This is a genomic window from Nonomuraea sp. C10 (genome assembly GCF_008017515.1).
GTDB lineage: Bacteria > Actinomycetota > Actinomycetes > Streptosporangiales > Streptosporangiaceae > Nonomuraea > Nonomuraea ferruginea.
The window spans coordinates 110,705-136,420 of sequence record NZ_VPFF01000003.1; the positions used below are offsets into that span (position 1 = coordinate 110,705).

Annotated in this window: 28 protein-coding genes; 17 read left to right on the forward strand and 11 right to left on the reverse strand. The window is 71.3% G+C overall.

The genetic code is table 11. From position 1 onward, the window contains the following. Positions 1–16 precede the first annotated feature (16 nt). A complete protein-coding gene (locus FR742_RS31975) occupies positions 17–1,840 on the reverse strand; it encodes an ABC transporter ATP-binding protein (RefSeq protein ID WP_148035054.1) in 1,824 nt (607 codons plus the stop codon). Continuing rightward, entirely contained in the window at positions 1,840–3,651 is a 1,812-nt protein-coding gene (locus FR742_RS31980; protein WP_261808908.1) for an ABC transporter ATP-binding protein, read from the reverse strand. Before FR742_RS31980 ends, FR742_RS31975 begins: the two co-directional genes overlap by 1 nt. A 137-nt stretch (positions 3,652–3,788) precedes the next feature. Between FR742_RS31980 and FR742_RS31985 the strand changes: the two genes are divergently transcribed. Then, positions 3,789–4,319, forward strand: a complete 531-nt coding sequence (locus tag FR742_RS31985) for a hypothetical protein (protein WP_148035055.1) — start codon at positions 3,789–3,791, stop codon at positions 4,317–4,319. Positions 4,320–4,539: 220 nt separating this feature from the next. Here the strand turns inward: FR742_RS31985 and FR742_RS31990 are convergent, their stop codons facing one another. After that, the gene (locus tag FR742_RS31990; RefSeq protein WP_148035056.1) at positions 4,540–5,064 is read right to left on the reverse strand and encodes a hypothetical protein; all 525 of its coding nucleotides are present in this window, start codon (positions 5,062–5,064) and stop codon (positions 4,540–4,542) included. 94 nt (positions 5,065–5,158) lie between these two features. Between FR742_RS31990 and FR742_RS46640 the strand changes: the two genes are divergently transcribed. Beyond that, positions 5,159–5,335, forward strand: a complete 177-nt coding sequence (locus tag FR742_RS46640) for a DUF6203 family protein (RefSeq protein ID WP_219546034.1) — start codon at positions 5,159–5,161, stop codon at positions 5,333–5,335. A 49-nt stretch (positions 5,336–5,384) separates the two neighbouring features. Here FR742_RS46640 and FR742_RS31995 read toward each other — a convergent pair whose 3' ends face one another. Continuing rightward, on the reverse strand, positions 5,385–7,445 hold the full coding sequence (locus tag FR742_RS31995; RefSeq protein ID WP_148035057.1) for a sensor histidine kinase: 2,061 nt from the start codon (positions 7,443–7,445) through the stop codon (positions 5,385–5,387). Positions 7,446–7,591: 146 nt separating this feature from the next. Here FR742_RS31995 and FR742_RS32000 point away from each other — a divergent pair, with 146 nt between their 5' ends. Together FR742_RS32000 and FR742_RS32005 are read left to right on the forward strand one after the other, a co-directional pair. After that, positions 7,592–7,924 (forward strand): cupin domain-containing protein, encoded by a 333-nt coding sequence (locus FR742_RS32000; RefSeq protein ID WP_148035058.1) that lies wholly within the window; start codon positions 7,592–7,594, stop codon positions 7,922–7,924. Beyond that, on the forward strand, positions 7,921–8,457 hold the full coding sequence (locus FR742_RS32005; protein WP_148035059.1) for a DUF488 family protein: 537 nt from the start codon (positions 7,921–7,923) through the stop codon (positions 8,455–8,457). Before FR742_RS32000 ends, FR742_RS32005 begins: the two co-directional genes overlap by 4 nt. A gap of 1 nt (position 8,458) precedes the next feature. Here the strand turns inward: FR742_RS32005 and ctaD are convergent, their stop codons facing one another. The 4 genes from ctaD to ppk2 are packed head-to-tail and all read right to left on the reverse strand — an operon-like array spanning position 8,459 to position 12,039. Further along, on the reverse strand, positions 8,459–10,081 hold the full coding sequence (gene ctaD / locus FR742_RS32010) for a cytochrome c oxidase subunit I (RefSeq protein WP_261809094.1): 1,623 nt from the start codon (positions 10,079–10,081) through the stop codon (positions 8,459–8,461). 31 nt (positions 10,082–10,112) lie between these two features. Then, complete coding sequence (locus tag FR742_RS32015) at positions 10,113–10,880, reverse strand: metalloregulator ArsR/SmtB family transcription factor (RefSeq protein ID WP_148035060.1); 768 nt, start codon at positions 10,878–10,880, stop codon at positions 10,113–10,115. Further along, the gene (gene fdxA, locus FR742_RS32020) at positions 10,877–11,218 is read right to left on the reverse strand and encodes a ferredoxin (RefSeq protein ID WP_148035061.1); all 342 of its coding nucleotides are present in this window, start codon (positions 11,216–11,218) and stop codon (positions 10,877–10,879) included. The genes FR742_RS32015 and fdxA overlap by 4 nt, the downstream gene beginning before the upstream one ends. Positions 11,219–11,250: 32 nt before the next feature. Beyond that, positions 11,251–12,039 (reverse strand): polyphosphate kinase 2, encoded by a 789-nt coding sequence (gene ppk2 / locus FR742_RS32025; RefSeq protein WP_148035062.1) that lies wholly within the window; start codon positions 12,037–12,039, stop codon positions 11,251–11,253. Between the two features lie 117 nt (positions 12,040–12,156). On the opposite strand from ppk2, the gene FR742_RS32030 reads away from it, so the two are divergent. From FR742_RS32030 to FR742_RS32065, 8 genes are all read left to right on the forward strand, one after another. Further along, complete coding sequence (locus tag FR742_RS32030; protein ID WP_148035063.1) at positions 12,157–12,951, forward strand: alpha/beta fold hydrolase; 795 nt, start codon at positions 12,157–12,159, stop codon at positions 12,949–12,951. Beyond that, complete coding sequence (locus FR742_RS32035) at positions 12,948–13,394, forward strand: YdeI/OmpD-associated family protein (RefSeq protein ID WP_148035064.1); 447 nt, start codon at positions 12,948–12,950, stop codon at positions 13,392–13,394. The genes FR742_RS32030 and FR742_RS32035 overlap by 4 nt, the downstream gene beginning before the upstream one ends. Before the next feature lie 106 nt (positions 13,395–13,500). After that, the gene (locus FR742_RS32040) at positions 13,501–14,118 is read left to right on the forward strand and encodes a hypothetical protein (protein WP_148035065.1); all 618 of its coding nucleotides are present in this window, start codon (positions 13,501–13,503) and stop codon (positions 14,116–14,118) included. A gap of 67 nt (positions 14,119–14,185) precedes the next feature. Further along, on the forward strand, positions 14,186–15,343 hold the full coding sequence (locus FR742_RS32045; RefSeq protein ID WP_261808909.1) for a sensor histidine kinase: 1,158 nt from the start codon (positions 14,186–14,188) through the stop codon (positions 15,341–15,343). A gap of 173 nt (positions 15,344–15,516) precedes the next feature. Next, positions 15,517–16,161, forward strand: a complete 645-nt coding sequence (locus FR742_RS32050) for a response regulator transcription factor (protein ID WP_261809095.1) — start codon at positions 15,517–15,519, stop codon at positions 16,159–16,161. Between the two features lie 96 nt (positions 16,162–16,257). After that, positions 16,258–16,470: a hypothetical protein gene (locus tag FR742_RS32055; protein ID WP_148035068.1), complete on the forward strand. Its 213-nt coding sequence runs from the start codon at positions 16,258–16,260 to the stop codon at positions 16,468–16,470. Positions 16,471–16,550: 80 nt separating this feature from the next. After that, positions 16,551–17,279: a hypothetical protein gene (locus tag FR742_RS32060; RefSeq protein WP_148035069.1), complete on the forward strand. Its 729-nt coding sequence runs from the start codon at positions 16,551–16,553 to the stop codon at positions 17,277–17,279. 118 nt (positions 17,280–17,397) lie between these two features. After that, on the forward strand, positions 17,398–18,411 hold the full coding sequence (locus FR742_RS32065) for an acyl-CoA desaturase (protein WP_261808910.1): 1,014 nt from the start codon (positions 17,398–17,400) through the stop codon (positions 18,409–18,411). Positions 18,412–18,432: 21 nt separating this feature from the next. On the opposite strand, the gene FR742_RS32070 is transcribed toward FR742_RS32065, so the two are convergent. Continuing rightward, entirely contained in the window at positions 18,433–18,639 is a 207-nt protein-coding gene (locus tag FR742_RS32070) for a hypothetical protein (RefSeq protein WP_148035071.1), read from the reverse strand. An 82-nt stretch (positions 18,640–18,721) separates the two neighbouring features. Between FR742_RS32070 and FR742_RS32075 the strand changes: the two genes are divergently transcribed. From FR742_RS32075 to FR742_RS32090, 4 genes are all read left to right on the forward strand, one after another. Continuing rightward, entirely contained in the window at positions 18,722–19,846 is a 1,125-nt protein-coding gene (locus tag FR742_RS32075) for a sensor histidine kinase (protein ID WP_261808911.1), read from the forward strand. Then, complete coding sequence (locus tag FR742_RS32080; RefSeq protein WP_148035073.1) at positions 19,843–20,511, forward strand: response regulator transcription factor; 669 nt, start codon at positions 19,843–19,845, stop codon at positions 20,509–20,511. The genes FR742_RS32075 and FR742_RS32080 overlap by 4 nt, the downstream gene beginning before the upstream one ends. A gap of 98 nt (positions 20,512–20,609) precedes the next feature. Further along, positions 20,610–21,860 carry a cytochrome ubiquinol oxidase subunit I gene (locus FR742_RS32085; RefSeq protein ID WP_148035074.1) on the forward strand — a complete coding sequence of 417 codons (1,251 nt, stop codon included), beginning with the start codon at positions 20,610–20,612 and terminating at the stop codon, positions 21,858–21,860. Between the two features lie 9 nt (positions 21,861–21,869). Further along, positions 21,870–22,610: a cytochrome d ubiquinol oxidase subunit II gene (locus FR742_RS32090; protein ID WP_148035075.1), complete on the forward strand. Its 741-nt coding sequence runs from the start codon at positions 21,870–21,872 to the stop codon at positions 22,608–22,610. A gap of 1 nt (position 22,611) precedes the next feature. Here FR742_RS32090 and FR742_RS32095 read toward each other — a convergent pair whose 3' ends face one another. Beyond that, positions 22,612–23,343, reverse strand: coding sequence for an SDR family NAD(P)-dependent oxidoreductase (locus FR742_RS32095; RefSeq protein ID WP_148035076.1), 732 nt, complete (start codon positions 23,341–23,343; stop codon positions 22,612–22,614). A 68-nt stretch (positions 23,344–23,411) separates the two neighbouring features. On the opposite strand from FR742_RS32095, the gene FR742_RS32100 reads away from it, so the two are divergent. Further along, complete coding sequence (locus FR742_RS32100; RefSeq protein WP_148035077.1) at positions 23,412–24,014, forward strand: TetR/AcrR family transcriptional regulator; 603 nt, start codon at positions 23,412–23,414, stop codon at positions 24,012–24,014. Positions 24,015–24,037: 23 nt separating this feature from the next. On the opposite strand, the gene FR742_RS32105 is transcribed toward FR742_RS32100, so the two are convergent. Beyond that, positions 24,038–25,696 (reverse strand): alpha-amylase family protein, encoded by a 1,659-nt coding sequence (locus FR742_RS32105; RefSeq protein WP_148035078.1) that lies wholly within the window; start codon positions 25,694–25,696, stop codon positions 24,038–24,040. Positions 25,697–25,716: the final 20 nt, after the last annotated feature.

The following is a 25,716-nucleotide window of genomic DNA, read 5'->3' on the forward strand; positions in this document are numbered from 1 at the left end:
GGCTCGGGTGTTGCGGTCAGGACGAGCCGATGGGCACAAACCCGCTGCCCGCCCGGTAGTTGGGCGACTGGTGACGGAAGTAGGTGTTGTAGACCTGGCAGTAGCGGCCGCCCCGCGCCAGCAGCGTCGGATGGTCGCCCTCCTCCACGATGCGGCCGTGGTCGAGCACGATGATGCGGTCGACGTGCTCGATGGTGGACAGCCGGTGGGCGATGACGATCGAGGTGCGCTCGGCCAGCACCACGTCGAGACCCTCCTGGATCTGCGCCTCGGTGAGCGGATCGACGCTGGCCGTGGCCTCGTCGAGCACCACGATCGCCGGGTCCTGGACGAGCAGGCGGGCCAGCGCGACGAGCTGGCGCTGCCCCATCGACAGGGCCCGGCCGTGCTCGCCCACGTCGGTGTCGAGGCCGTGGGGCAGGGCGTCGATCCAGTCGCCGCCGCCGACCGCCTCGGCCGCGGCCCGCACCTCGTCGTCGGTCGCATCCGGCCTGGGGTAGCGGATGTTGTCGGCGACGGTGCCGCTGAACAGGAACGGCGCCTGCGGCACCGCGCCGATCTGGCGGCGGTATTCGCCCAGGTCGAGCTCGCGGATGTCGCGGCCGTCGATGAGCAGCCGGCCTTCCTGGAACTCGTAGAACCGGGTGATCAGCTTGCTCAGCGTGGACTTGCCCGCGCCGGTGTGGCCGACCAGCGCGACCGTCTCGCCGGCCTCGATGCGCAGGTCGAAGTCGCGCAGCACCGGGCTGGCCGGGTCGTAGCCGAAGGTGACGCCCTGGAACTCGATGCGCCCGGCCAGCCTGCCGACCGGCTGCGCGCCGGTCTGCACCACCCGCGGCGGCGCGTCGATCAGCGCGAAGACCCGCTCCGACGCCGACAGGCCCTGCTGGAACTGCGACCAGAACGCCGCGATCGACGTCAGCGGGAACCAGAACAGCGCCACACCCTGGAGGAACAGGTACCAGTCACCGGCCGTCAAACGGTCGCCGAGCACGGCCGTGCCGCCGAACTGCACCAGGGCGACCGTGGCGAGCCCGGCCACCAGGAACAGCACCGGGAAGATCGCCGAGAAGACGAACCCCTGCCGCAGCGTCACCTGGTAGCTCTGCCGGTTGATCGGCAGGAACTCGTCGTAGACCTGCCGCTCCTGGCGGAAGCTCTTGGCCACCGCGATGCCGCCCATCGTCTCCTGCAGGTTGGCGTTGACCCGGCTGAGCGAGCGCTGGGCCTTGCGGGTGGTGGCGCGGGCGAGCCGCCGGAACAGCAGGGCCAGGCCCACGACGACGGGCACCACCAGAAGCGTCAGCAGGGCCAGCTCGACGCTGCGCAGGAACAGCAGCACGGTGACGAACCCGACCATCAGCACCTGGCTGATCAGGTCCATGGTGAGCGTGGACACGGTGGCGAAGTCGTCGGTGTCGGACGTCACCCGGCTGACGATGCGGCCGGACGGCGTCTCGTCGTAGAAGGACAGGTCGCGCTGGAGCACCGCGTCGAAGGCGTCTTCGCGCAGGTGGAGCACGACGTCGCCGGTCACCCGCGCGCTGTACCACTGCCGGAAGAAGTTGAACACCCAGCCGAGGACGCCGGTGAGCAGCAGCGCGCCGGTCAGCGGCCAGGCGACGTCGCCGATCGTGCCCGCCTGGACCGCGTCGACACCCCAGCTGACCAGCAGCGGCACCGCCGCCTGCCCCAGCGACACGAGCACGATCATGGCGGCGACCAGCACCATCGCCCCGAGCTTGGGCCGGAAGTAGGACAGGATCCGGCGCAGCAGCTCGCGGTCGCTGTAGGTGCGGTCGTAGTCTTCGGCCTCCAGGCCGTCCATCAGGAAGCCCATCAGCCGGCCCTTCCCTGCTCGCCGGCCAGCACGGGCGCGTCGCCCCCGGCCGGCAGGACCTCGTCGTAGTGGGCGAAGATGCGGCGGTAGAGACGGCTGCGCCCGAGCAGCTCGTCGTGGGTGCCGAAGTCGACCAGCTCGCCCCGTTTGAGCAGCAGCACCTTGTCGGCCCAACGAATCTGGGACAGCCGGTGGGTGATCAGCAGCGTGGTGCGGCCTTCGAGCACGCGGCCGATCGCCTGCTGGATCAGGTCTTCGGTGGCCGAGTCGACGGCGCTGGTGGAGTCGTCGAGCACGAGGATCGCCGGGTCGGTCAGCAGGGCCCGCGCGATGGCCAGCCGCTGCCGCTGGCCGCCGGAGAGGGTGATGCCGCGCTCGCCGATGACCGTGTCGTAGCCGTCGTCGAGCTCGCCGATGAACTCGGCCGCCTGCGCGTCCTCGGCTGCCCGCACCACGTCGTCGCGGCCGGCCTTCTGGCCCAGGCCGAAGGCGATGTTCTCCGCGACGGAGCGGGAGAACAGCACGATGTCCTGCTCGATGGTGGAGATCTGGGAGCGCAGCGAGTCGAGGTCCCAGGCGCGCACGTCGACGCCGTCGACGAGGACGCGGCCGGAGGTGACGTCGTAGATGCGCGGCACGAGCTTGGTCAGCGTGCTCTTGCCCGAGCCGGTCTCGCCGACGACGGCGACCGTCTCGCCCGGCCGCACGGTGAACGACACGCCGCGCAGCACCGGGTCGCCGCCCTCGTAGCCGAACGTCACGTCGTCGAAGACGATCTCGCCGGTGACGGCCGCGGCGTGGCCGTCGGCCGGCTGGTCGAGCTCGGTCTCGGCGTTGACGATGGCGAGGATCCGGCGGGAGGCCACGACGCCGAGCTGGACCAGCGAGAACGTGAAGATCGACATCTGGGTGGGGAAGCCGAGCATGCCCATGAGCCCCATGAAGGCCACCACGTCGCCGATCGTGATCTGGCCCGCCGCCTGCAGCGCGAGCGCGTGCCAGAGCGCGCCCGCCATCGCGGCCGCGAAGAGCAGCGTGGGCAGGTAGCGGGCCTGCACCAGGCCGTTGCGTACGAAGGAGTCGCGGTAGAGCCGGGCGCGGGCGCGGAACCGGCGGCGCTCCTGCGCCTCCTGGGCGGTCACCTTGATGACCTCGATGCCGCGCACGGCCTCGTTGAGTCCGGCGTTGAGATCGCCGAACTGCTCGCGCATCCGGGTCGCGACGGGGTTGAGCTGGCGCATGTAGTGCCAGAGCGCGATCACGAAGACGACCGCGAACACGCCGGGCACGAGCAGCAGCCGCGGGTCGATGGTGGCGATGAAGAACAGCGGAACCAGGCCGGACAGCCCGGAGTCGACGATCAGGTCGAAGCCCGGGGAGATCATGATGGAGAGCTGCCGGATGTCGTTGGCGGCCCTGGCCATCAGATCGCCGACCCGCTGGCGGTTGTGGAAGGTCTGGCTCTTGCCGAGCAGGCTCACGTAGAGCTCGTCGCGGGCGTCGCGCTCCAGCCGCTTGGCCAGCACCTCGGACGACAGCCGCGCCACCAGGTCGATGATGCCGCGGGCCACCACGACCGCCAGCATGACCAGCACGATCGCGCCGAGCGCGGACCCGTCGCCCAGCACCGCGTCGAAGGCCGAGCCGGTGAGCTGCGGGACCATGGCGTTGAGCACCACCATGACCAGCGACCCGCCGAGGAACCCGGTCAGATGGAGCGGATGGCGGCGCACATGGGACCAGAGCCAGCGCAGCGGGCCGCGCCGGTCGTAGACCGGCCCGGAAACAGAGAACTCCGAACTGCTGCTCACGGGAACGGCCCCCTGACCCCGTCGACGTTTCGACCCTGTTTTCTACCAGCCGCCACCGACAGTTTCCCAACGCTTTTCTCCTGGGCGAGCACTGCTCATACTCCGAGGAGGAGGAACCGAACGGAGAGGGGTACCTCGTGCTGTACGTCTTCGGCTTCGAGCGGATCGGCGTGGCCGTCAGCGACATCTACTTCGTCGACCCGCAACCCAACAAGGGCCAGGAGGGCGCCGAGCACGGCGTCCGGCTCGAAGTGCGGATGCTCGACGAGGGCGAGCTGCGGGGCACGGTCTACTCGGCCCGCCCGATCAGCCTCGGCCGGCCGATCTGGCGAGTGGACCTGCTGGAGTCCGTCGACGGGCGGCCGGGCAGCTTCGACCGGACCCACCACCACCCGGTCTTCACCGGCTGGGACCCGGGCCCCCGGGTCTTCGCCAGGGAACTGTCGGCCGACCCGCTCGGCTGGCTGGCCGACCGCCTGGGCGACCTGGACGTGGTGCTCAAGCAGGGGAACGTGGAGGAGTCGTACCCCCAGGACGCCCTCGCCCTCCGCGAGCGCGCCCCCGAGATCATCGCCTGCGTCGAACGCACCCTCGCCGCCGTACGCGCAGGCGAACTCGGCAACCCGCCGGAGAACGCGGGCGACAGCGTCCGGGCCAGCTGGCTCTGACAAAACGAGCCCCTGCGGGCCGAAACCGGCCGCCCAGGTACGGCGGGCCAGCTTCCAGCTCAGCCCCACCAGAGGGAGCCGCCCGCCCAGGGACGGCGGGCCGGCTCCCAGCTCAGCCTGCCGAGCCGGAGCGGCCATTCTGATCGGGAAGGTCGGTTCGGGCCCGCAGGCGGGCGGACGGGACGATGACATCGACGTCCGCGGGGCGTACGCAACGGCGTCAGCCGGGATGCAGCCAGTACTGCAGCGTGGCGCTGCTGCTCTTGACGACGCGGGGCTCGGCCGACTCCTGGGGCCAGATCTGCAACAGGTAGTCGTCGTCGACCGGGCCGTCCATCCCCCGGGCGTGGTAACGCAACCGGTACCACCCGGGCCCGGCGGGCAGCGGCGGCAGCTCATAAGCGGGGCCGCCCCATTCGTGCAGCGCCACCCGCCCCACCGCGGACCTGAACCCCACCTCCACGATGTCTTCGAACTCCTCCAGCTCGGGCCCGGGATCGCGGTCGGCCACCGCCACCGTGAACCCGACCGTCCCGGTGTCGACCCCGGTGATCAGGAACGCGGCTCCCTCCTCGACCCTGATGATGCCGACCGGATGGGCCGGGTCGTCCGCCGGCAGGCCGTGGGGCCCCGTCGCCTCGTCGTCGACGAGGTAGGCCTGGCGATAGTGGACGTGGAGATCGACATGGACGAAGTGCGCGGTGCCCTGCCGGCCGTTGCCGGGAGTCCCCTCGCTGGATGTCATGATGCGGATCTTAGGCAGCCCCGCTGACACTCCGGTTTCAGCTCGCTGAAAGCCCGTCGTGTGGCACGGCCCCTGTGGGGCAGGGGGTCCCGTCATGAAGGGTCTTTTCAAAGTCGCGCTGGCGCGGTGGCTCGCGCGTACCCCCATCGGACTGGCCATCCTGGGCGCCGGCTGGTTCCTCGGACGGCAACGCAGACGCAAGCAGGAAGAGCAGGAGCGGAGGCGGAGTCCGCTCGGCCGGAGGCGGGCGGCGCGGGGCCGGAGGCGCTGAGCGCCGTTGCCACGGCGGCCTCGCGGCCCGGAGTCGTCAGGCGCCCGCGTCAGGAGACGCTGTTCGGTGACGGGGCCGGCTGGGGCAGGAGAGGGAGCATGACCTCCACCCGGGTGCCCTCGCCGGGCCCGCCGCTGATCACGCAGATCCCGCCCAGCTCGGCCGCGCGCTCGCGCATCGAGCTGAGGCCGACCCCCGCCCGGCGGCTCTCCGGCAGGCCGCGGCCGTCGTCGGCGACGGTCACCCGCAGCACCTCGCGTTCCCGCTGGAGGTGGATGCGCGCCCGCTCGGCGCGCGCGTGCCGCCGGACGTTGGTCAGGGCCTCCTGGACGATGCGGTAGACGGCCACCTCCACCGCCGCCGGGAGCTCCGACAGGTCGCCCTCGGCCGACACCTCGATCTCGATCTCCGGCGAGGCCTGCTCGGCCAGCTCGCGCACCGCCCGCGCCAGCCCCAGGTCGTCCAGGGCCGGCGGGCGCAGCCCGTACACCAGTTCGCGGATGTCGCCGGCGACGGCGTCCATCCCGGTACGCAGCTCGCGCAGCAGGGCGTCGGCCGAGTCCGGCGCCTCCTTCAGGCGGCCTCGGGCGATGTTGATGAGCATGGCCATGCCCGCCAGGCTCTGCCCCAGCCCGTCGTGCAGGTCGCGGCGGAGCCGGCGCCGTTCCTCCTCGCGCGTGGTCAGGATGCGCTCCCTGGAACGTTGCAAGTCCGCCGCCATGCGCACGGCGTGCGCGACGTCGGCCGCGTACGGGGTGAGGGTGGCGAGCACCCGCTCGTTGTGCGCGGCCGGGAAGCGGCGCGGCCCGGGAGCGCCCACCAGCAGGCGGCCGACCCGCTCGCCGTGCCAGACCAGCGGCACCTCGCGCGGCCGGTCGCCGACCCGGCCGTTCTCCACGTACCGGGGCTCGCCGTCGGCCACCTCCACGGCCACCCCCTCGACCGCGAGCCCGTCGCGCAGCACGCCGACGACCGCGGTCAGCGCCTCGGCCGGGTCGCCGCGCCGGATCGCCTGGGTGAGCCGGGCGGCCAGCAGCCGGGGGTCGCCGACCTTGCCGTAGAGCATCTGGTCGACGGCCCGCTGCAGCACGCGCCGCAGCGGCTGGAAGAACGCCCCGGCGAACAGGGCGGACGCCAGCCCGGCGACCCTGTCGTACCCGGAGACGCCCAGGCTGGCCACGGCGCCGGCGCCGAAGTAGACCGCGCTGATGACGACGAGCAGCCCGGCGGCCACGAAGGTGCGGCTGATGACGGTGTCGATCCCGTACAGCCGGTAGCGCATCACCGAGAACGCGACCGCGACCGGGATGAGCGCGGACCACAGCACCGCCACCCACACCAGGCCGGGCACGGCCGTCCCGACGACCAGGAAGACGATGTATCCGGTGAACGCGAAGAGCGGCCACCCGATCTGCCGCCGGCCCACCGGGTCGGCCCGGCGCAGCCGCAGCGCCATCGACAGGGCGGCCAGCGCCAGCGAGAGGTAGATGCCGGCCCAGGCGGTCTCCGAGATGATCTCCTGGTACGGGGCGAGCGCGCGGATCTGCAGCGGGTTCGGGACGACCTCGGGGAACCGGTAGCCGATCGGCGACGGGTCCGGGCGGGTGATGTTGCGCAGCATCTCGGTGCCGAGCGAGACCGCGCTCAGCGCGAGCGCCCAGCGCCAGCGCGGCGAGGGCAGCCGCCCGTCGGGCGAGTACAGCGGCAGCAGCGCGGTCAGCGTCAGCCCGCACACCGCCCAGAAGACGATGTACGTGTGACGCAGGTAGCCCGCGAGCATCAGGTGACCGTCGGCGGCGACCCGGAGCATGAGCGACTGGAAGAAGTCGCTGAGCCCGGCGGCGAGTCCGCCGGCGCACATCATCCAGGCCATGTTCAGCCGGGGCCGGTGCGCGATGAGGTAGGCGCCGACCGCGGGGAAGGTGAGCACCACGGCGGACTGCGGGGTGACGGTGAGCTGGGGCGTCCACGCCTCGGGCAGCCCGGCCCACTGCACGAGAGCGGCGATCTCCAGAAGCGGCGCGACCACCGCGATGGCGACGGCCAGAATCCGTGGGCCTGTTAACGTGGCCTTCCCGGTCTTCCCCGCGAACACCGCGAACCCGACCATCCTGTCTCCGCCTTCCTGTTCCGGCACTGCCGGAAGCTGGACAGGATTATGACGTCTTTATGGTTATATATCGCCCCTTGTGGCCGTGCCGTTATCCCTGACCCTTGCGGTGATTGCCGGTCACCCCTGATGCCAGACTCGAAGGCATGCAGAAGACATCTCTGGAAGCCCTCGTACGCGAGCACCTCAAGCGCGCCGGCGACGCCTCGACGGGCCGCAGCGCCGAGACCCTGTACGGCGGCCACGAGCACGTGCTCCGGCAGACGCTCATCGCGCTCAAGGCCGGCCAGTCGCTCGCCGAGCACGAGAACCCCGGCGAGGCCACCCTGCAGGTGCTGCGCGGCCGGGTGCGGCTGCACAGCGGCGGGGACTCCTGGGACGGCATGGCGGGCGACCTCCTGATCATCCCTCCGGCGCGGCACAGCCTGGACGCCCTGGAAGACGCCGCCTGCCTGCTCACCGTCGCCAAGACACGGTGACCGAACCGCTGCTGACCTTCGGTCACGGCACGGCCGGCCGCGCGGAGCTGTCGGGCCTGCTGCGCGGCGCCGGCGTCGAGGCGGTGGTGGACGTACGGACGGCGCCGGGCAGCAGGCGCAACCCCGACGCGCGCCGCGAGGAGCTGGCCGTCTGGCTCCCGGAGGCCGGCATCGGCTACCGCTGGGACCGGCGGCTGGGCGGCTTCCGCAGGCCCGCGCCCGACTCCCCCGACACCTTCTGGGAGAACGAGTCCTTCCGCGGCTACGCCGGCCACACCCGCGACCCCGGCTTCCTGGCCGCCATGGACGAGCTGCTGGCACAGGCCGCGGCCGGCCGCACGGCCGTGATGTGCGCCGAGGCCCTGTGGTGGCGCTGCCACCGGCGGCTCATCGCCGACTTCGCCGTGCTGGCCAGGGGCGTGCCCGTGCTGCACCTGAGCCATTCGGGCGCGACGGCCGAGCATCAGCCGAGCGCGGGCGCCCGGCTGCGGGAGGACGGGCTGCTGGTGTACGACGTCGTCAGCGGGGAGTGAATCACTCCCGGGGGTGGTGGAGGTCGAACGCGGGCCGTTCGGAGCGGATCGGCGGGATGAAGGAGAAGTTGTGCCGGGGCGGCGGGCAGCTCGTGGCCCATTCCAGCGAGCCGCCGAACCCCCACGGGTCGTCCAGCGTCACCCGGCGCGGCCCGCGCGAGGTCTTCCACACGTTGTAGAGGAACGGCACCGTGGACAGCCCGAGGATCAGCGCGCCGACGGACGAGATCTGGTTGAGCAGGGTGAACCCGTCACCCGCGCCGTAATCGGCGTAGCGGCGCGGGAACCCGAGCATGCCCAGCCAGTGCTGCACCAGGAACGTGGTGTGGAAACCGACGAACAACAGCCAGAACTGGATCTTCCCGAGCCTCTCGCCGAGCATCCGCCCGGTCATCTTCGGCCACCAGAAAAAGAATCCGGCGAACATCGCGAACACCACCGTGCCGAACACCACGTAATGGAAGTGGGCCACCACGAAATAGGTGTCGGTGACGTGGAAGTCGAGCGGCGGCGAGGCCAGGATGACGCCGGTGAGCCCGCCGAAGAGAAAGGTGACCAGAAAGCCGATCGAGAACAGCATCGGGGTCTCGAAGGACAGGTGCCCGCGCCACATCGTGCCGATCCAGTTGAAGAACTTCACCCCGGTCGGCACCGCGATCAGAAAACTCATGAACGAGAAGAACGGCAGCAGCACCTGGCCCGTGCCGAACATGTGATGGGCCCACACGGTCATCGACAGCCCGGCGATGGCGATGGTCGCGCCGACCAGGCCGAGGTAACCGAAGATCGGCTTACGTGAGAAGACCGGGATGACCTCGGTGATGATGCCGAAGAACGGCAGCGCGATGATGTAGACCTCGGGATGGCCGAAGAACCAGAACAGGTGCTGCCACAGCATCGCCCCGCCGTTCTCCGGCGCGAAGATCTGGGTGCCGAACGCGCGGTCCGACTCCAGCGCCAGCAGCGCGGCGGCCAGCACGGGGAACGCCATCAGCACGAGCATGCTGGTCAGCAGCACGTTCCAGGTGAAGATCGGCATCCGGAACATGGTCATGCCGGGCGCCCGCATGCCGATGACCGTGGTGACGAAGTTGACCGCGCCGAGGATCGTCCCGAGCCCGCTCAGCGCGAAGCCCATGATCCACAGATCGCCGCCGACGCCCGGCGAGCTGATCACGCTGGACAGCGGCGTGTAGGCGAACCAGCCGAACGCGGCGGCGCCGCCGGGGGTGAGGAAGCCGCTGACGGCGATCAGCCCGCCGAACAGGAACAGCCAGTAGCTGACCATGTTGAGCCGGGGGAAGGCCACGTCCGGCGACCCGATCTGCAACGGCATGATGACGTTGGCGAACCCGGCGAACAGCGGCGTGGCGAACAGCAGCAGCATGATCGCGCCGTGCATGGTGAACAGCTGGTTGTACTGCTCGTTGCTGACCAGTTGCAGGCCCGGCTGGGCCAGCTCGGCCCGGACGACGAGGGCCATGACCCCGGCGACCAGGAAGAACCCGAACGACGTGATCAGGTAGAGGTAGCCGATGACCTTGTGGTCCGTGGACGACAGCCAGGACGTCAGGGGGCGCCGCGCGGGCCGTTCGACCCGGTCGCGGGCCGGCGCGGGAGTCAGCACCACGTCGGGCTCCGGAAGCGGGCGCGGCTCATCGTGACGTCCCGTGCGGCTCGGGGGCCTCGCCGCCGGCCGTGATCACGCAGAGCTCGGGACGGACGAACGCGTGCAGTTCGAGGCCGGGCGCGCCCGGGTCGAGGAGTTCGACAGCCGAGCGCAGCAGCCCGCGATGCGCGGCGCAGACCACCTCGGGATGCGACCGGGCGGTGGCGCGGAACGGGCAGCCGTGCAGCAGGATGCGCCCGTCGCCGGTCGGCTCGGGGTCGAACCCCATCTCGGCGAACATCGCCGTCACCGCCGACCGAGCATCTCCCTTCACTTCGGACCGGGCGTCCTCCACCGACCGGCCGTCCCCTTTCACCGCCGACCGGGCGTCCTCCGCCGACCGGCCGTCCCTCTTCACCGCCGGGGTCGCGGCGGGGCTCAGCCGCCGCACCGCCCACTCCTCGCCGGCGCGCTCCGCCCGGCGGGCCCGCTGGGCGGGGGTGTCGGCGAAGTGGCGGGCCAGCAGCTCGGCGAGCTCCTGGTAGGGCCCGTGCTCCGGCTCCGCCGCCCAGGAGGCCGAGTACACCGCACGCGGCCGGCCCCGGCCGCCGCTGCGCTCGGCCCGTTCGACGACCAGCCCGGCTTCGAGCAGCGCCGACAGGTGGAACCTGACGGTGGTGACGTGCAGGCCGGTCCCGGCGGCGAGCTCGCGGGCGTCGAGCGGTTCGGCGCGTTCGCGCAGCAGGTCCAGAAGGGTGACCCGGCTGGGCACGGACAGCACCTCGTGGGCCCGCGCCCGGTCCAGCCCGGTCATGACGTCACCGGATGGCCGGCCACCAGCGGGGTGTCGACGCCGAGCCTGCCCAGCTTCGACGCTCCCCCGGGCGAGTCCAGGGGCGCGTCCCTGCCGGGCAGCGTCTCGGCGAAGAACGCGGCGTTGTCGCCCGCGAACACCTGCCACCGCTCGGGCAGGTCGTCCTCGTAGTAGATGGCCTCCACCGGGCAGACCGGCTCGCACGCCCCGCAGTCGACGCATTCGAGCGGCTGGATGTAGAGCGCCCGCGCGCCCTCGTAGATGCAGTCGACCGGGCACTCCTCCACGCAGGCCCGGTCGATCACGTCCACGCAGGGCTCAGCGATCACATAAGTCATATTTAGAGGATGCGCATCCTCTAAATAAGAAGTCAAGGGCGGGTCACGTCCGGCACATGGTTCTCCAGCCGCGGCGGACGGCGGTAACCGGTGCCCGGCGGGCGTTCCGGGATCTGGATCTCCGGGCGGGGCACGTCCTCGTACGGGATCGTCGACAGCAGGTGGCTGATCATGTTGATCCTGGCCCGCCGCTTGTCCTCGCTCTCCACCTCGCGCCAGGGCGCCTCGGGGATGTGGGTGTGGACCAGCATCTCGTCCTTGGCCCGCGAGTAGTCCTCCCAGCGGGTGATGGACTCGAGGTCGACGGCCGACAGCTTCCAGCGGCGCATCGGGTCCTCCAGCCGCTTGCGGAAGCGCCGCTCCTGCTCGGCGTCGCTCACCGAGAACCAGTACTTGCGCAACAGGATCCCGTCTTCGACCAGCAGCCGCTCGAAGATCGGGCACTGGTGGAGGAACCGGGAGTGCTCCTCCTCGGTGCAGAAACCCATCACCCGCTCCACGCCCGCCCGGTTGTACCAGCTCCGGTCGAACAGCACGATGGTGCCGGCCGCGGGCAGGTGCTCGACGTAGCGCTGGAAGTACCACTGCGTGCGCTCGCGCTCGGTGGGGGCCGGCAGGGCGACGATCTGGGTGACGCGCGGGTTGAGATACTCCGCCACCCGCTTGATCGCGCCGCCCTTCCCGGCCGCGTCACGCCCCTCGAAGACCACCACCACCCGCTCGCCCGCGACCCGCACCCACTCCTGCATCTTCACCAGCTCGCCCTGCAGCCGGTACAACTCCTTCTCGTACGCCTTGCGAGCCATCTTCTCGTCAGCCATGCGCAACCCTCCGATGCCGGACCCGTTCCCGCCCTGACCGATCCTCCACGATGGCGCCCTTGACAAATATATTTGTCGGTGGAACCCTCAAGGTACCCCGAACGGAAGAGGCAGGACATGAACACCGTGATTTCCCGCGACGGCACCACCATCGCCTACACGCGCACCGGCCAGGGCCCCGCGCTGCTGCTCGTCGACGGCGCGATGTGCTACCGCGCCTCGGGCCCCAACACCCCGCTCGCCCAGGAGATGGCCGACACCCACACGGTCTACACCTACGACCGGCGCGGACGCGGCGAGAGCGGCGACACCACGCCGTTCGCCCCCGAGCGGGAGATCGAGGACATCGCCGCCCTCATCGAGATGATCGGCGAGCCGGTCTTCCTGTACGGCATCTCCTCCGGCGCCGCGCTGGCCCTGGCCGCCGCCGCGAGCGGGCTGCCCGTCAGCAAGATCGCCGTGTACGAGCCGCCCTTCATCGTCGACGGCACCCGCCCGCCCATCCCCGCCGACTACACGGCGAGCATCGAGACCATGCTGGCCCAGGGCAGGCCGGGCGCGGCGATCCGCTACTTCATGCGCCGGGGCGTCAACCTGCCCGCCCCCGTGGTGGCCATGATGACCCTCATGCCCGGCTGGTCGGCGATGAAGAAGGTCGCCCGTACGCTGCCGTACGACGCCGCGTTCGTGACCGACTTCGAGCACGGCAGGCCGCTGCCCGAAGGCCGGTGGGACGGCGTCAAGATGCCGGCCCTGACCATCGAAGGCAGCAAGAGCCCCGCCTGGATCCGCAACGGCACCCGCGACCTGGCCCGGGTGCTCCCCGACGCCGAGCACCGCACGCTCGACGGCCAGACCCACATCGTCAAGCCCGCCGCTCTCGCGCCCGTACTCAAGGGGTTCTTCCGATGATCTTCCGTGCCACTGTCGAGCTGAGCGGCAGGACCGCGACAGGGATCGAGGTGCCGCCCGAGGTGGTGGCCGGGCTGGGAGCGGGCAGACGCCCGCCCGTCCGCGTCACGATCAACGGATATGTCTACCGCAGCACGGTGGCGCCGATGGGCGGCCGCTCCATGCTGCCGCTCGCCGCCGAGAACCGCGAGGGCGCGGGCGTGGCCGCCGGCAACGAGATCGAGGTCGGCCTGGAGCTCGACACCGAGCCCCGCACGGTCACCGTGCCGCCCGACCTGGCCGAGGCGCTCGACCGGGCGCCCCCGGCCAAGGCGTTCTTCGACGGCCTGTCGTACTCCCGGCAGCGGCGCGTCGTGCTGCAGGTCGAGGGCGCCAAGAAGGCCGAGACCAGGCAGCGGCGGGTGGCCGACGCGGTCACCAGGCTCGCCGCGGGCGAGGCCTGACATCCCTCGTGAGAGTGAGCCCGAGGATCGCCCCTGGCGGCGATCCGCCGAGGCGCCGGAAATCTCAGGATGGGTGGGCAACCTCGACCGCTTCGAAGGAGCCACCATGTCCGTCCGGCACGTTCCCCCCGCCACACCGCCCACCACCCTCGCGGCCTGCTCGTACCTGGCCGCGCCGCTGCTCGCCCTGGTCTACGGGGTGCTCAGGATCGTCGACGGGTTCGACGGGAGCAGAGGACCCGGGGCGGCCTGGACACTCGGCCACCTGGCGTTCATGGCGGCGCTGGTGCTGTTCGCGGTGATGCTCCACGACATGCGGGCGCTGCTCGGGCGCACCCGGATGGCCACCGTCACGTTCGCCGCCGGTCTCGCGGGGATCGGGTTCGCGTTCGTCCAGTTCGCCGTGGACGTGGTGGTCGGGTTCATGGCCGCCGACCACGAGGCCATGGGGCCGCTGTTCGACCAGGTCCAGGCGGTGCCGGGGGTGTCGCTGCTGGTCTACCAGGCCGGGCCCGTCCTGTTCTACGCCGCTCTGGTGGCCCTCTCGGCGCAGCTCGCCGCCGGGCGTCACGTGCGGCCCTGGATGCCGCTGCTCGTCCTGGCCCAGACCGTGCTTCCGGTGATCTCGCTCGACCTCATCCCGGTGGGTTCCGCGCTGGCCGTGGTCGCGTTCCTTCCGCTGGCGCTGCGGGCCAGGAGCCGGTCCGTCCCGGCTCATGTCTGATCGGGCCGTCCCTCGTACGGGGGCGATATTTCGGGATTCGCCGTACGGTGCGGGAGGATGGGGAGCCGTGCAGGAGCCCCCGCTTGTCACCGTGCTGCGGCGGCGCGCGCGAGCGCTGCCGCCCCTGCTGGTGGACGGCGCGCTCGCTCTCCTGGTCACCGGCGCGCAGCTCTGGCCGCTGCTGACCACCCGGCAGTACGAGGGCCTGCCGTGGCACTGGTGGGGGTACGTGGTCGCGGTCGCCTCCTCGCTGCCCCTGGTCTGGCGCCGCCGGGCCCCGCTGGCCGTGCTGATCGTGTCGCTGACCACGAGCCTGCTGTACGACCTGGCCGCCCCCGTCGCCGAGCAGCCCGTCTGGTACGGCCAGTTGGTCGCCTACTACACGGTGGCCGCGCTGTCGTCCCGGCCGGTCCGGATGCTGCTGCTCGCCTGCACCGTGGTGGGGTCGTTCTTCCTGCCCGGCTCTCCGGACACGGCGCTGCGCAGCGGCATCCTGCTGGTGGCGGCGTACGCGATGGGCAGGGCGGCGGCCGGCTCCCGGGCCCAGGCGGCGGCGCTGGAGGAACGGGCCGCCAGGCTGGAGAGGGAACGCCAGCTGGAGGCCCAGCGCGCCGCGGAGCGTGAGCGCGCCAGGATCGCCCGGGAGATGCACGACATACTCGCCCACGCGGTCAGCCTCATGGTGGTGCAGGCCGAGGCCGGTCCGGTCGCGGTCAGGAAGGACCCGGCGCGGGCGGAGGCGGCGTTCGACGCCATCGCGGGGGCCGGGCGTGACGCGATGGAGCAGATCCGGCGCATGCTGGGGGTGCTGAAGGAGGACGGCGGCGCGCCGCGCGCGCCCCAGCCCACCGTCGACGACCTGCCTGAGCTGGCCGCGCAGGTCTCCGGCGCGGGGCTGGAGGTGACGTTCGAGGTCGCGGGCGAGCCCAGGCCGGTGACGGCCGCGAGCGCCGTGGCCGCGTACCGGATCGTCCAGGAGGCGCTCACCAACATCGTCAAGCACGCCGGCGCCACCCGTGCCGGCATCCGGCTCACCTGGGAGGACTACACCCTCATGATCGACGTCACCGACGACGGCCGCGGCGCCGGCCGCGCCCTGCCCTCCGGCGGCCACGGGCTCATCGGCATCCGCGAACGCGCCACCGCCTGCGGCGGCACCGCCACCGCCGGCCCCCGCACCGACGCCCCCGGCTTCCACGTCTCCGCCCGCCTCCCCCTCTCATGACCCCCTCACCCCCAACCCCCGCCCTCACCCTCGGCGGGCAGCCTGAAGAACTTCCCCCGCACGACGCACCTCTCCGCGCAAACCTCCCACCAACGGGACACCCGGGCGGGGGGCCGTCTGAAGAGCCGCCTCTTCGCGTCGGCACCGCACGTCAAGGGGAGGCGGGGAATGGGATTCGGGTGGTGGTGGCGGATGATCAGGAGTTGGTGCGGAGCGGGTTCGCGATGATCCTGGACGCTCAGCCGGACATCCGGGTGGTGGCCGAGGCGGGGGACGGGCTGGCGGCGGTGGCCGCGGCGCGGGAGCACCGGCCGGACGTGTTGCTGCTCGACATCCGCATGCCCCGGATGGACGGCATCGAGGCCGCCGGGATCGTGTGCGCGGAGACGGGGTGCAGGGTGCTCATGCTGACCACGTTCGACCTGGACGACTATGTGTACGACGCGCTGCGGGCCGGCGCCAGCGGGTTCCTGCTGAAGGACGTGCGCCGCGACGACCTGGTGAACGCGGTGCGGGTGGTGGCGGCCGGCGAGTCGCTGCTGGCTCCGTCGGTGACGACGCGGCTGATCCGCGAGTTCACGTCCCGGCCGGCCAGGCCGAGGCCCGGGGCGCTGGACGTGCTGACGGCCAGGGAGCGGGAGACGCTGCAGCTGATCGCCCGCGGACTGTCCAACGCGGAGATCGCCGAGGCCATGGTGGTCAGCGAGCACACGGTGAAAACGCACGTCAGCAACCTGCTGGCCAAGCTGGGCCTGCGCGACAGGGTCCAGGCCGTGATCGCCGCCTACGAGTCGGGGCTGGCCGTCCCGGGTGCGTGACGGCCCACGACCCGCTCAAGTCGTCATTCAACGAGTGATGGAAACAATACGCCGCAGAATGATGCAATGGCCCGATCGACCAACTGAGGAGCCCCGTTGAACGACAACCTCGACCTCGCCGCCAACGCCCAGGAGCTGGCCGACGCCGCGCCCGCCGGATCCGTCGACCGGGCGGCGGCGTCGTCCGTGGCCATCACGCTGGCGACGACCCGCGACATCGCGCAGGCCAGGCGGACGCTGGACGGGCTCTCGCCCGAGGAGGTGCGGGAGGCGGCGCTGGCCCTGTTCGACCGGCTGTCCGCGCGGTGACCTGACCGCTGGGCGAACGCGCACGACCGTTGGGCGACACGGCCGTTGCACCGCTCCACGTTCCCGATCACCCTGAGGGCATGCCGGGCGTTGACACCATCGACGGCCTGACGCGGGCCGTGGCCGACTTCGACACGAGCGGGTTCGAGCTGCCGATGGAGGAGGCCGCCCTGGCGAGAGCGCGCCGGTCGCTCATGGAGACCGGCCTGCTGCTGCTCGGCGAGATGCCAGGAGTACGGGAGAACCCGCTGGTCATCCTGCGGCTGATGGACGCGCTCGGGCTCGGCAGCCTGGCGCTCGACTGGCACGGTGGCCTGACCATGGAGCTCTACACGTACCTGAGACACGGCACGCCGCTGGAGAGCGCGCACTGGTGGGTGGGCGACGGCCGGGTGACCGCGGGGCACCTCGCGGTGCTGCGGCGGCTGTCCCCGATCACGCTCACGCTGTTCGATGGCGCCGACCGGCCGGACAGGGACTCCGCCATGGCCCGGCGGGTGCTGGACACGGTGGCCGCCCCCACGCTGGTGGTCGCGGGCAGCGCCCACACCGGCGTCACGCCGGACGCGCTGGGCAAGCCCATGGGCGCCTGCCTGGCGCGGGAGCGGCCGGGGCTGGAGAGCATCCGCATCGACTACGGCCGCGGCTCCTTCTACGCCATGGAGCGGCGCGGCATGGACGCCCGCGCGGCGGCACGGGGGTTGCGGGTGGTGGGCGAGGAGTTGGTGGTGGGGCTGCCGGAGTTCAGCGAGGCGACTGTGCCGCAGCTCCCGTTCGAGGCACTGCAGGGGAAGCTTGCCCAATTTTGAGCAAGTTTGACCGGCAGGCAAGGGGTTCGCGGGCCGACCCGCGCTTCCGGATCTTTCACGAGGGCAGCGGATGCGTCAGTCTGGGGGCATCCGTCCATCGCGACACCGAGGGAGACCTGTGGCCGAACCCGCCAGCCTGGCGACCAGAGGCAGTGACTTCGCCAGACTCGCCACCAAGATCAATGAGGCCGGTCTGCTCGACCGGCGTCCCGTTTATTACGCCGTCCGAGGCGCCATCGTCGCGGCCTCCTTCGTGGGCGGCTGGGCGCTGTTCGTCTGGGTGGGCGACTCGTGGCTGCAGCTGCTCGTGGCCGTCGTGCTCGCCGTGGTCTTCACCCAGGTCGGCTTCATCGCCCACGACCTCGGCCACCGCCAGGTCTTCAGGACGCGCCGCACCAGCGACCTCGTCGGCATGCTGGTCGGCAACCTCGGCATCGGCCTCGGCTGGGGCTGGTGGAACACCAAGCACAACAAGCACCACGCCAACCCCAACCACGAGGACCACGACCCGGACGTCTCCCCCGCGGTGATCGTCTGGTCGGAGGACCAGGTGTCCAGGAGCCGCGGCCTGCCCCGGTTCATCGCCAAGCGGCAGGCGCTCTGGTTCTTCCCGCTGCTCACGCTGGAAGCCTGGCACCTGCACGTGGCCAGCGTGAAGGCGCTGTTCCAGCCCGGAGCCAGGCGCCGCCGCACCGAGGGCGTGCTGCTGCTGGCGCACTTCGTGCTCTACTTCGGCGCGGTCTTCGCCGTGCTGCCGTTCGGGAAGGCGCTGCTGTTCCTGATCGTGCACCAAGGGGTGTTCGGCGTGTACCTGGGCTGCTCGTTCGCGCCCAACCACAAGGGCATGCCGGTGCTCACCGCCGAAGACAAGCTGGACTTCCTGCGCAAGCAGGTGCTCACCTCGCGCAACGTCAGGGGCGGCGTCGTCACCGACATCGCCCTCGGCCAGCTCAATTACCAGATCGAGCATCACCTGTTCCCGAACATGCCGGCGCCCAACCTCCGTAAGGCCCAGCCGATCGTGCGGCGCTACTGCGAGGAGATCGGCGTCAGCTACCTGGAGACCGGGTTGTTCCGCTCGTACGGTCAGGCCCTGCGGCACCTGCACGACGTGGGGGCCGCGCTGCGCTGACCCGTCCCGTCCGCCTTGTCCTCAGCCCTGCCGACGACGCAGGCTCTCTCGGCGTTCCTCCAACTCGGAGATGAGTCCCGCCTGCTCGTCGGCCTGGGTGATCAGGGAGGCGATCTCCGTCTGGTCGGTCGCCCCCATGTCCCTGATCTGCTCGCGCTGCTCGCGGTTCTCCTGCTTCAGCCGCGCAATGTCCTCGTCGAGCCGGCGCAGTTCCTCTTCGTTGCTCATCCCGGGGCTGTACCCGCGAGCGGCCCGCTTACGACTTCCGGTGTATGGCCCGTACGCTGCGCGGACCGGGAGAATGGGGGGCATGCGCAGGCTGCCGGGAAGCACGGTCATGTCACTCGCCGTCGTGGCGGTGGCCGTGGTGGCGCTCGCCGTCACCTGGGTGGTCCGCGCCGACCGGCATCCCGGCGTGCTCGACGTGGTGCTGCCCGTCGTCGCCATGGCCGGCGTGCTGTTCCGCGAGCGCTGCCCGGTGGGGGCCCTGGTCGCCGTGATGGGGGCGACCGTGGCCTACTATCCCTTCACCTCGCTGGACGCGCCGATCATCTTCCTGCCGTTCCTGGTGCTCTACACTGCGGCCGATCGCGGCCATCTCATCGCCGCCATCGCCACCGGCTCGGTCGCGCTGCTGGCCATGGGGCTGGGCGAGAGCGGCGAGGTCCGCCACGTGGACGACAGCACGTTCGTCATGATCGCCGGCTGGGTGGTGGCGGCCATCGCGGGCGGCAGCGTGGCCCGCAACCGCCGCGCCTACCTGCGGGAGGCCGAGCAGCGGGCGCACGAGGCCGAGCGCGGCAAGGAGGAGGAGGCCAGGCGGCGGGCCGGCGAGGAGCGCCTGCGCATCGCCAGGGAGCTGCACGACGTGCTCGGTCACAACATCTCCCTGATCAACGTGCAGGCGTCGGCGGCGCTCCACGGCATGAGGAAGCGGCCTGAAGACGCCGAGCTGGCGCTGCGCACGATCAAGGAGACGAGCAAGGAGACGCTGCGCGAGCTGCGCACCACGCTGGGCGTGCTGCGCCAGGTCGACGAGGACGCGCCGACCGCGCCCGCCGACAGCCTGTCCCGGCTGGACGAGCTGGTCGGGGCGTCCGGGCTGAAGGTCCACACCGAGCTGTCCGGGCCGCTCGACCGGGTGCCCGTCGAGGTCGACCTGGCCGCCGTCCGGATCATCCGCGAGGCGCTGACCAATGTCGCCCGCCATTCCGGCGCCGGCGAGGCCACGCTCAGCGTCTCCTCAGATGACCGGCATATCCTGATCCGCGTGGACGATGACGGCCCGGGAGTCACGTTCACCGAGGGCAGCGGCTTCGGTCTGCGCGGCATGCACGAGCGCGCCGCCGCGCTCGGCGGCAGCCTGGAGGCCGGGCCACGACCGGAGGGCGGTTTCCGCGTCCTCGCCTCACTACCGCTGGACGGAGCCCCATGATCCGCGTGCTGCTGGCCGACGACCAGAACCTGGTACGAGCCGGGTTCCGGTCCATCCTCAGCGACGAGGACGACCTGGAGGTGGTGGCGGAGGCGGGCAACGGCGCCGAGGCCGTGACCCTGGCCCGCGAGCTGCGGCCGGACGTGGTGCTGATGGACATCCGGATGCCCGAGCTCGACGGCCTGGAGGCCACCCGCCGGATCGCCGGCGACCCGCGGCTCGACACGGTCAAGGTGATCATCCTGACCACGTTCGACCTCGACGACTACGTCTACGGCGCGCTGCGCGCGGGCGCCGGCGGGTTCCTGGTCAAGGACACCGAGCCGGCCGAGCTGATCCACGCCGTCCGCGTGGTGGCCAGAGGCGACGCGCTCATCGCGCCGTCCGTCACCCGGCGGCTGATCTCCGAGTTCGCCGGCCGGGTCAAGCGGCCCGAGCCCGGCCCCGAGCTCAACGCACTCACCGAGCGGGAGCGCGAGGTGCTGGCGCTGGTCGCCGGAGGGCTGTCCAACGACGAGATCGCGGCCAAGCTGGTGCTCAGCCCGGCCACCGCGAAGACCCACGTCAGCCGCATCATGACCAAGCTCAGGGTGCGCGACCGCGCCCAGCTCGTGGTGCTCGCCTACGAGGCCGGTGTCATCACGCCGGGCTGGCTTACCTCCTGAGGAGTACATCCCGGGGCACGTCTGTGACCCTGGACGTACGGTGAATGCCCGCCGGGGGCGGACGCCGCGGGCGAGACCATGACGGGATCGTGGCTCGCATGGACACCGTCGACCTCGCGCGCCTGCAGTTCGCCCTGACCGCGGGCGCGCACTTCCTCTTCGTCGCGCTGACGCTCGGCCTGGTCACGCTGGTGGCCGTCATCCAGACCCGGGCCACGATCAGCCGCAGCCCGGTCCACCTGGGCATGACCAGGTTCTGGGGCCAGCTCTACATCATCAACTACGCGATGGGCATCGTCACCGGGCTCGTCATGGAGTTCCAGCTCGGCATGGCGTGGAGCGGGCTGGCGGAGTTCGCGGGGAACGTGTTCGGCTCCGCCCTGGCGCTGGAGACGATGGTCGCCTTCTTCATCGAGTCGACGTTCCTCGGCCTGTGGATCTTCGGCTGGGACAAGCTGAACCGGTGGGCGCACCTGGCGCTGATCTGGATCGTCGCGCTCACCGCGTACGCGTCCGCGTTCTGGATCCTGGTGGCCAACGGCTTCCTGCAGAACCCGGTCGGCTACCGGTCAGACGGCCACACGCTGCACATCACCGACTTCGGCGCGATGGTGGCCAACCCGGCGGCGATGGTGGCGCTCGGGCACGTCCTGGGCGGGGCGATGATGGTCGGCGGCTTCTTCATGGCCGGGGTGAGCGCCTACCACCTGCTCAGGCGTACCCCTGAGCAGGATTTCTTCCGCAAGTCGCTGCGGATCGGGGCGGGCGTGGCGCTGCCCGCCACGATGGTCACGGCCGCGTTCGGCGGGGTCGGGTTCGCCACGCTGCAGCCGGGCAAGATCGCCGCCTGGACGGGCGACGCCGACCGCGCCGCCGCGGTCCAGGTGGAGATGACGGCGCTGCACGGGCCCGGCGACTACCTGCCGCCCGTGGAGTGGGTGCAGGCCGGGGCGCTGACCATGCTGATCCTGTTCGGGATCATGTTCTTCCTGTCGGGGCTGAACTTCGTGCTCATGCTCATCCGGCCGGTGGTGCACGGCTTCCGCGTCTGGCACGTGGTGCTGATCGCGGCGATCCCGCTGCCGTTCGGGGCCATGATCGGCGGATGGGTCTTCCGGGAGGTCGGGCGGCAGCCGTGGGCGGTCTACGGGCTGCTGACCACGGAGGACGCGATGTCGCCGGTGGGCGACGGGGTGATGCGCTTCTCCCTGATCGCGTTCACGGCGGTGTTCGCCGCGCTGACCGTGATCAACTCCTGGCTGCTGGCCAGGACCGCGCGGCGCGGGCCCGCCGCCGTCGGCCTCGGCGCGCGGCCCGCCGAGAAGCCCGAACCCGTCCCGGCGTTCTGAGGAGCGATTATGGAGATCTTCATTCTGGCGTTCTTCGCGCTCGGCTATCTGGTGCTGGCCGGGGCGGACATCGGCGTCGGCATGGCGCTGCCGTACCTGGGGCGCACGCCCGCCGAGCGGCGCGAGGCGATCGCCGCGATCGCCCCGTTCTTCCTCGGCAACGAGGTGTGGCTGGTGGTCACCGCCGGCGTGCTGGCCGGGCTCTTCCCCGAGCTGGAGGGCGAGCTGCTGAGCGGCAACTACCCGCTGGTGGTGGCGCTGCTGCTGTCCTGGGTGGTCAGGGACACCGGGCTGTGGCTGCGCGGGCGGCTCGACGGCCGGCTCTGGCAGGGCTGGTGGGACGGCGCGATCGTGGCCGGCAGCTGGGGGCTGGCGCTGAGCCTGGGCGGGCTGCTCGGCCACGTGCTGCTCGGCATGACCGGGCCGCTCGCGCTGCTGCCCGTGGCGGCGCTGGCCGCGCTGTTCGGCACGCACGGGCTGGCGTTCGCCGCGCTCCGGCTCCGGGGCGAGCTGCGGCGGCGCGCGGCGGTGCTGTCGGGCGGCGCCGGCGAGGGCCGCACCTACGCGCTGACGGCGGTGGCCCTGATGGTGGTGGGCGTGCTGGCCGGGCTCCGGCTGCCGCTGGAGCCCGGCACGTCGGGGGCGGTGCTGGGGCCGGTCGTCCTGGCCATGATGCCGCTGATGGTGGCGGCCCAGGCCTGGGTGTGGTGGACGTTCCGGCACCGCGTCACCGGCCCCTCCTACCTTTGACCTACAGGTTGCCGCCGCCGGTGGCGTCGAGGGTACTGCCGGTCATGAAGCTCGCCCCGGGGGAGGCGGCGAAGGCGATCACGTCGGCGATCTCGTCGACGTGGCCGATCCGGTTGACCGCGTGCACGCTCGTCGCGTACGCCTCTCCTTCGGGAGTACGCAACCAGCCCGCGTTCACGTCGGTGTCGATGATGCCGGGGGCGACGTTGTTGACCGTGATCCCACGCGGGCCGACCTCCTTGGCCAGCGCGAGCGTGAACGTCTGCACCGCGCCCTTGGTCATGGCGTACGCGATCGCCTGGGGGAAGGCGATGCGCGTCACGCCCGAGGTGACGTTGACGATCCGGCCGCCGTCCGGGATGAGCGGCAGCAGGCGCTTGGTGAGGAAGAACAGGCCTCGCACGTTCACCGCGAAGATCCGGTCGAACGCCTCCACCGTCTCCTGCTCCATCGGTACGGACGTACCGATGGCCGCGTTGTTCACCAGCACGTCCAGCCGGTCGGTCTCCTGCCGGAGCTGGGCGGCCAGGGACTCCACCTCGGCCGTGTCGCCCAGGTCGGCCCGGAGCGCGAACGCGCTGCCGCCGCCTGTCTCGATCAGCCGGACGACGTCCTCGGCCGCGGCCTCGTTCACCCCGTAGTGCACCCCGACACGGAACCCGTCGCGGGCCAGCCGCAGCGCCGCCGCGCGGCCGATCCCCCTGCTCGCGCCTGTCACCAGAGCGGTCTTCATAGTCGGACTCCTTTTCTGTAGCGATCGCTACAGCAAAATAGCATAGCGATCGCTATAGAATGGTTCGCATGGCGAGACAGCGAGCCTTCGACCGTGACAAGGCACTCGACCGGGCGCTGCGCATGTTCTGGCGCCACGGCTACGAAGCCACCTCGATCGCGGAGCTGACCGCCGCGATGGGCATCCGGCCACCCAGCCTGTACGCGGCCTTCGGCGACAAGCGGCGGCTGTTCGAGGAGGCGCTCCGGCGCTACCAGGAGAGCTACGGCGCGTTCACCGCCCGCGCGCTCGCCGAGGAGCCGACGGCCCGCGAGGCCATCGAGCGCATCCTGCACGAGGCCGCGGACGAGTACACCGACCCCGGCCACCCGCACGGCTGCATGATCATCTCCGCGGCGGTGAACTGCGGGCCGGAGTCGTCCGAGGTCGAGGAGGGCCTGCGGGTCAAGCGGGAGGCGGCCAAGGCCGCGCTCAGGGAGCGCATCGAGCGCGACGTGACGGCCGGCCTGCTGCCGCCGTCCACCGACGCGGCGGCGCTGGCCGTCTACTACGCGGCGGTCATCCAGGGCATGTCCACCCAGGCCCGCGACGGCGCGAGCCGTGACGAACTGGAGCGCACCGCCGCCCTGGCGATGCGCTCCTGGCCCGCCACCACCCCACCGCACCCCTGATGATCGGATCGCCCGGTTTCAAGTCAGCGGGCCTTGACGGAGACGTCCTCGACGGGCCTCTCGCGGGCCGACACACGCAGCCAGCGCGTCCCGTACGGATCGAGCGGCAGCCGCACCGGGCCCGACTCCGGAACCTCGACGGTGCCGTCCACCAGCAGGTCGGTCAGCAGGGAGCCGGCCAGCCCGTCGAGCTCCACCTCGGCCTCCACCGCCTCGTCGCCCAGGTTGTGCACGGCCACGACCGTGGCGCCGTCGGCGTCGCTGCGGTGCGCGTGGACGGCGGGATGCCCGGCGTCCAGCGGTTCGTACTCGCCCCAGGCCAGCTCCGGGCACTCCCGGTAGCGTTCGATGAGCAGCTGGAACCAGCGCAGCAGCGAATCGGTGTCGCGCTTCTGGTCCTCGACGTTGACGTGCTCGGGCCCGAACCGCCCGCCGGGCATCGGACGCACCGGCTCGGCCGGGCTGAAGCCGCCGTCCTTCGACCACTGCATGGGGGTGCGCACCGCCATCCGGCCCTCGACGTCCAGGTTCTCGCCCAGCCCGATCTCCTCGCCGTAGAAGATCACCGGCGTGCCGGGCAGCGAGAACATCAGGCTGTAGGCCAGCTTCATCCGGCGCAGGTCGCCGTCGAACATGCCCGGCATCCGCCGGCGCAGGCCGCGGCCGAAGATCTGCATGCGCTCCTCAGGCCCGAACGCCCGGAACACCTCCTGCCGCTCCTCGTCGCTGAGCTGGTCCAGCGTCAGCTCGTCGTGGTTGCGCAGGAACGTCGCCCACTGGGCGTCCCTAGGCGCGTCCGGCCGTTCGCGCAGCGCGGCCACGAGCGGCGCCGCCTCCCGGCGGGCCAGCGCCAGCCAGGCCCGCTGCATGACGGTGAAGTCGAAGCACATGGTGAGCTCGTCGCCCAGCCCGTCGCCGAAGTAGCTGACCAGCTCCTTGTACGGCAGGTTCACCTCGCCGAGCAGCACCGAGTTGCCCTTACGGCGGGTCATGAACGCGCGCAGGCCGGCCAGGAGCTCGTGCGGCTCCCCCAGTTGCGGCGAGACGTTCTCGATCAGGAACGGCACCGCGTCCACCCTGAACCCGGCCAGCCCCAGCTCCATCCAGAACCCGAGGATGCGGGAGATCTCGTCACGCACCTCCGGGTTGCCCATGTTCAGATCCGGCTGGTGCTTGTAGAAGCTGTGCAGGTAGTACTGGCCGGAGCGGTCGTCGCGCTCCCAGACGCTGTCCTCCTGGTCGGGGAAGACCACCTGCTCCGGCTCCGGTCCCGGCTCGTCCTTCCAGACGAACCAGTCGCGCATCGGCGCGTCCTTGCCCTTGCGCGCCTCCAGGAACCACGGGTGCCGGTCGGAGGTGTGGTTCACGACCAGGTCGGCGATGACCCGCATGCCCCGGTCGTGCGCGGTGCGCATGAACTCCACGAAGTCGCCGAGCGTGCCGAGCCTCGGATCGACACTGTAGAAGTCGGTGACGTCGTACCCGTCGTCCCGGTTGGCCGTGGGGTAGAACGGCATCAGCCACAGGCAGGTGACCCCGAGGTCGGCCAGATAGTCGATCTCCTGGGTGAGCCCGCGGAAGTCGCCGACCCCGTCGCCGTCCCCGTCCTTGAAGGTCTCCACGTCGAGGCAGTAGACGACGGCGTTCTTCCACCAGAGGTCGCTCGTGTACGTCATACGCATGCGGGTCGGGCTACCCCCAA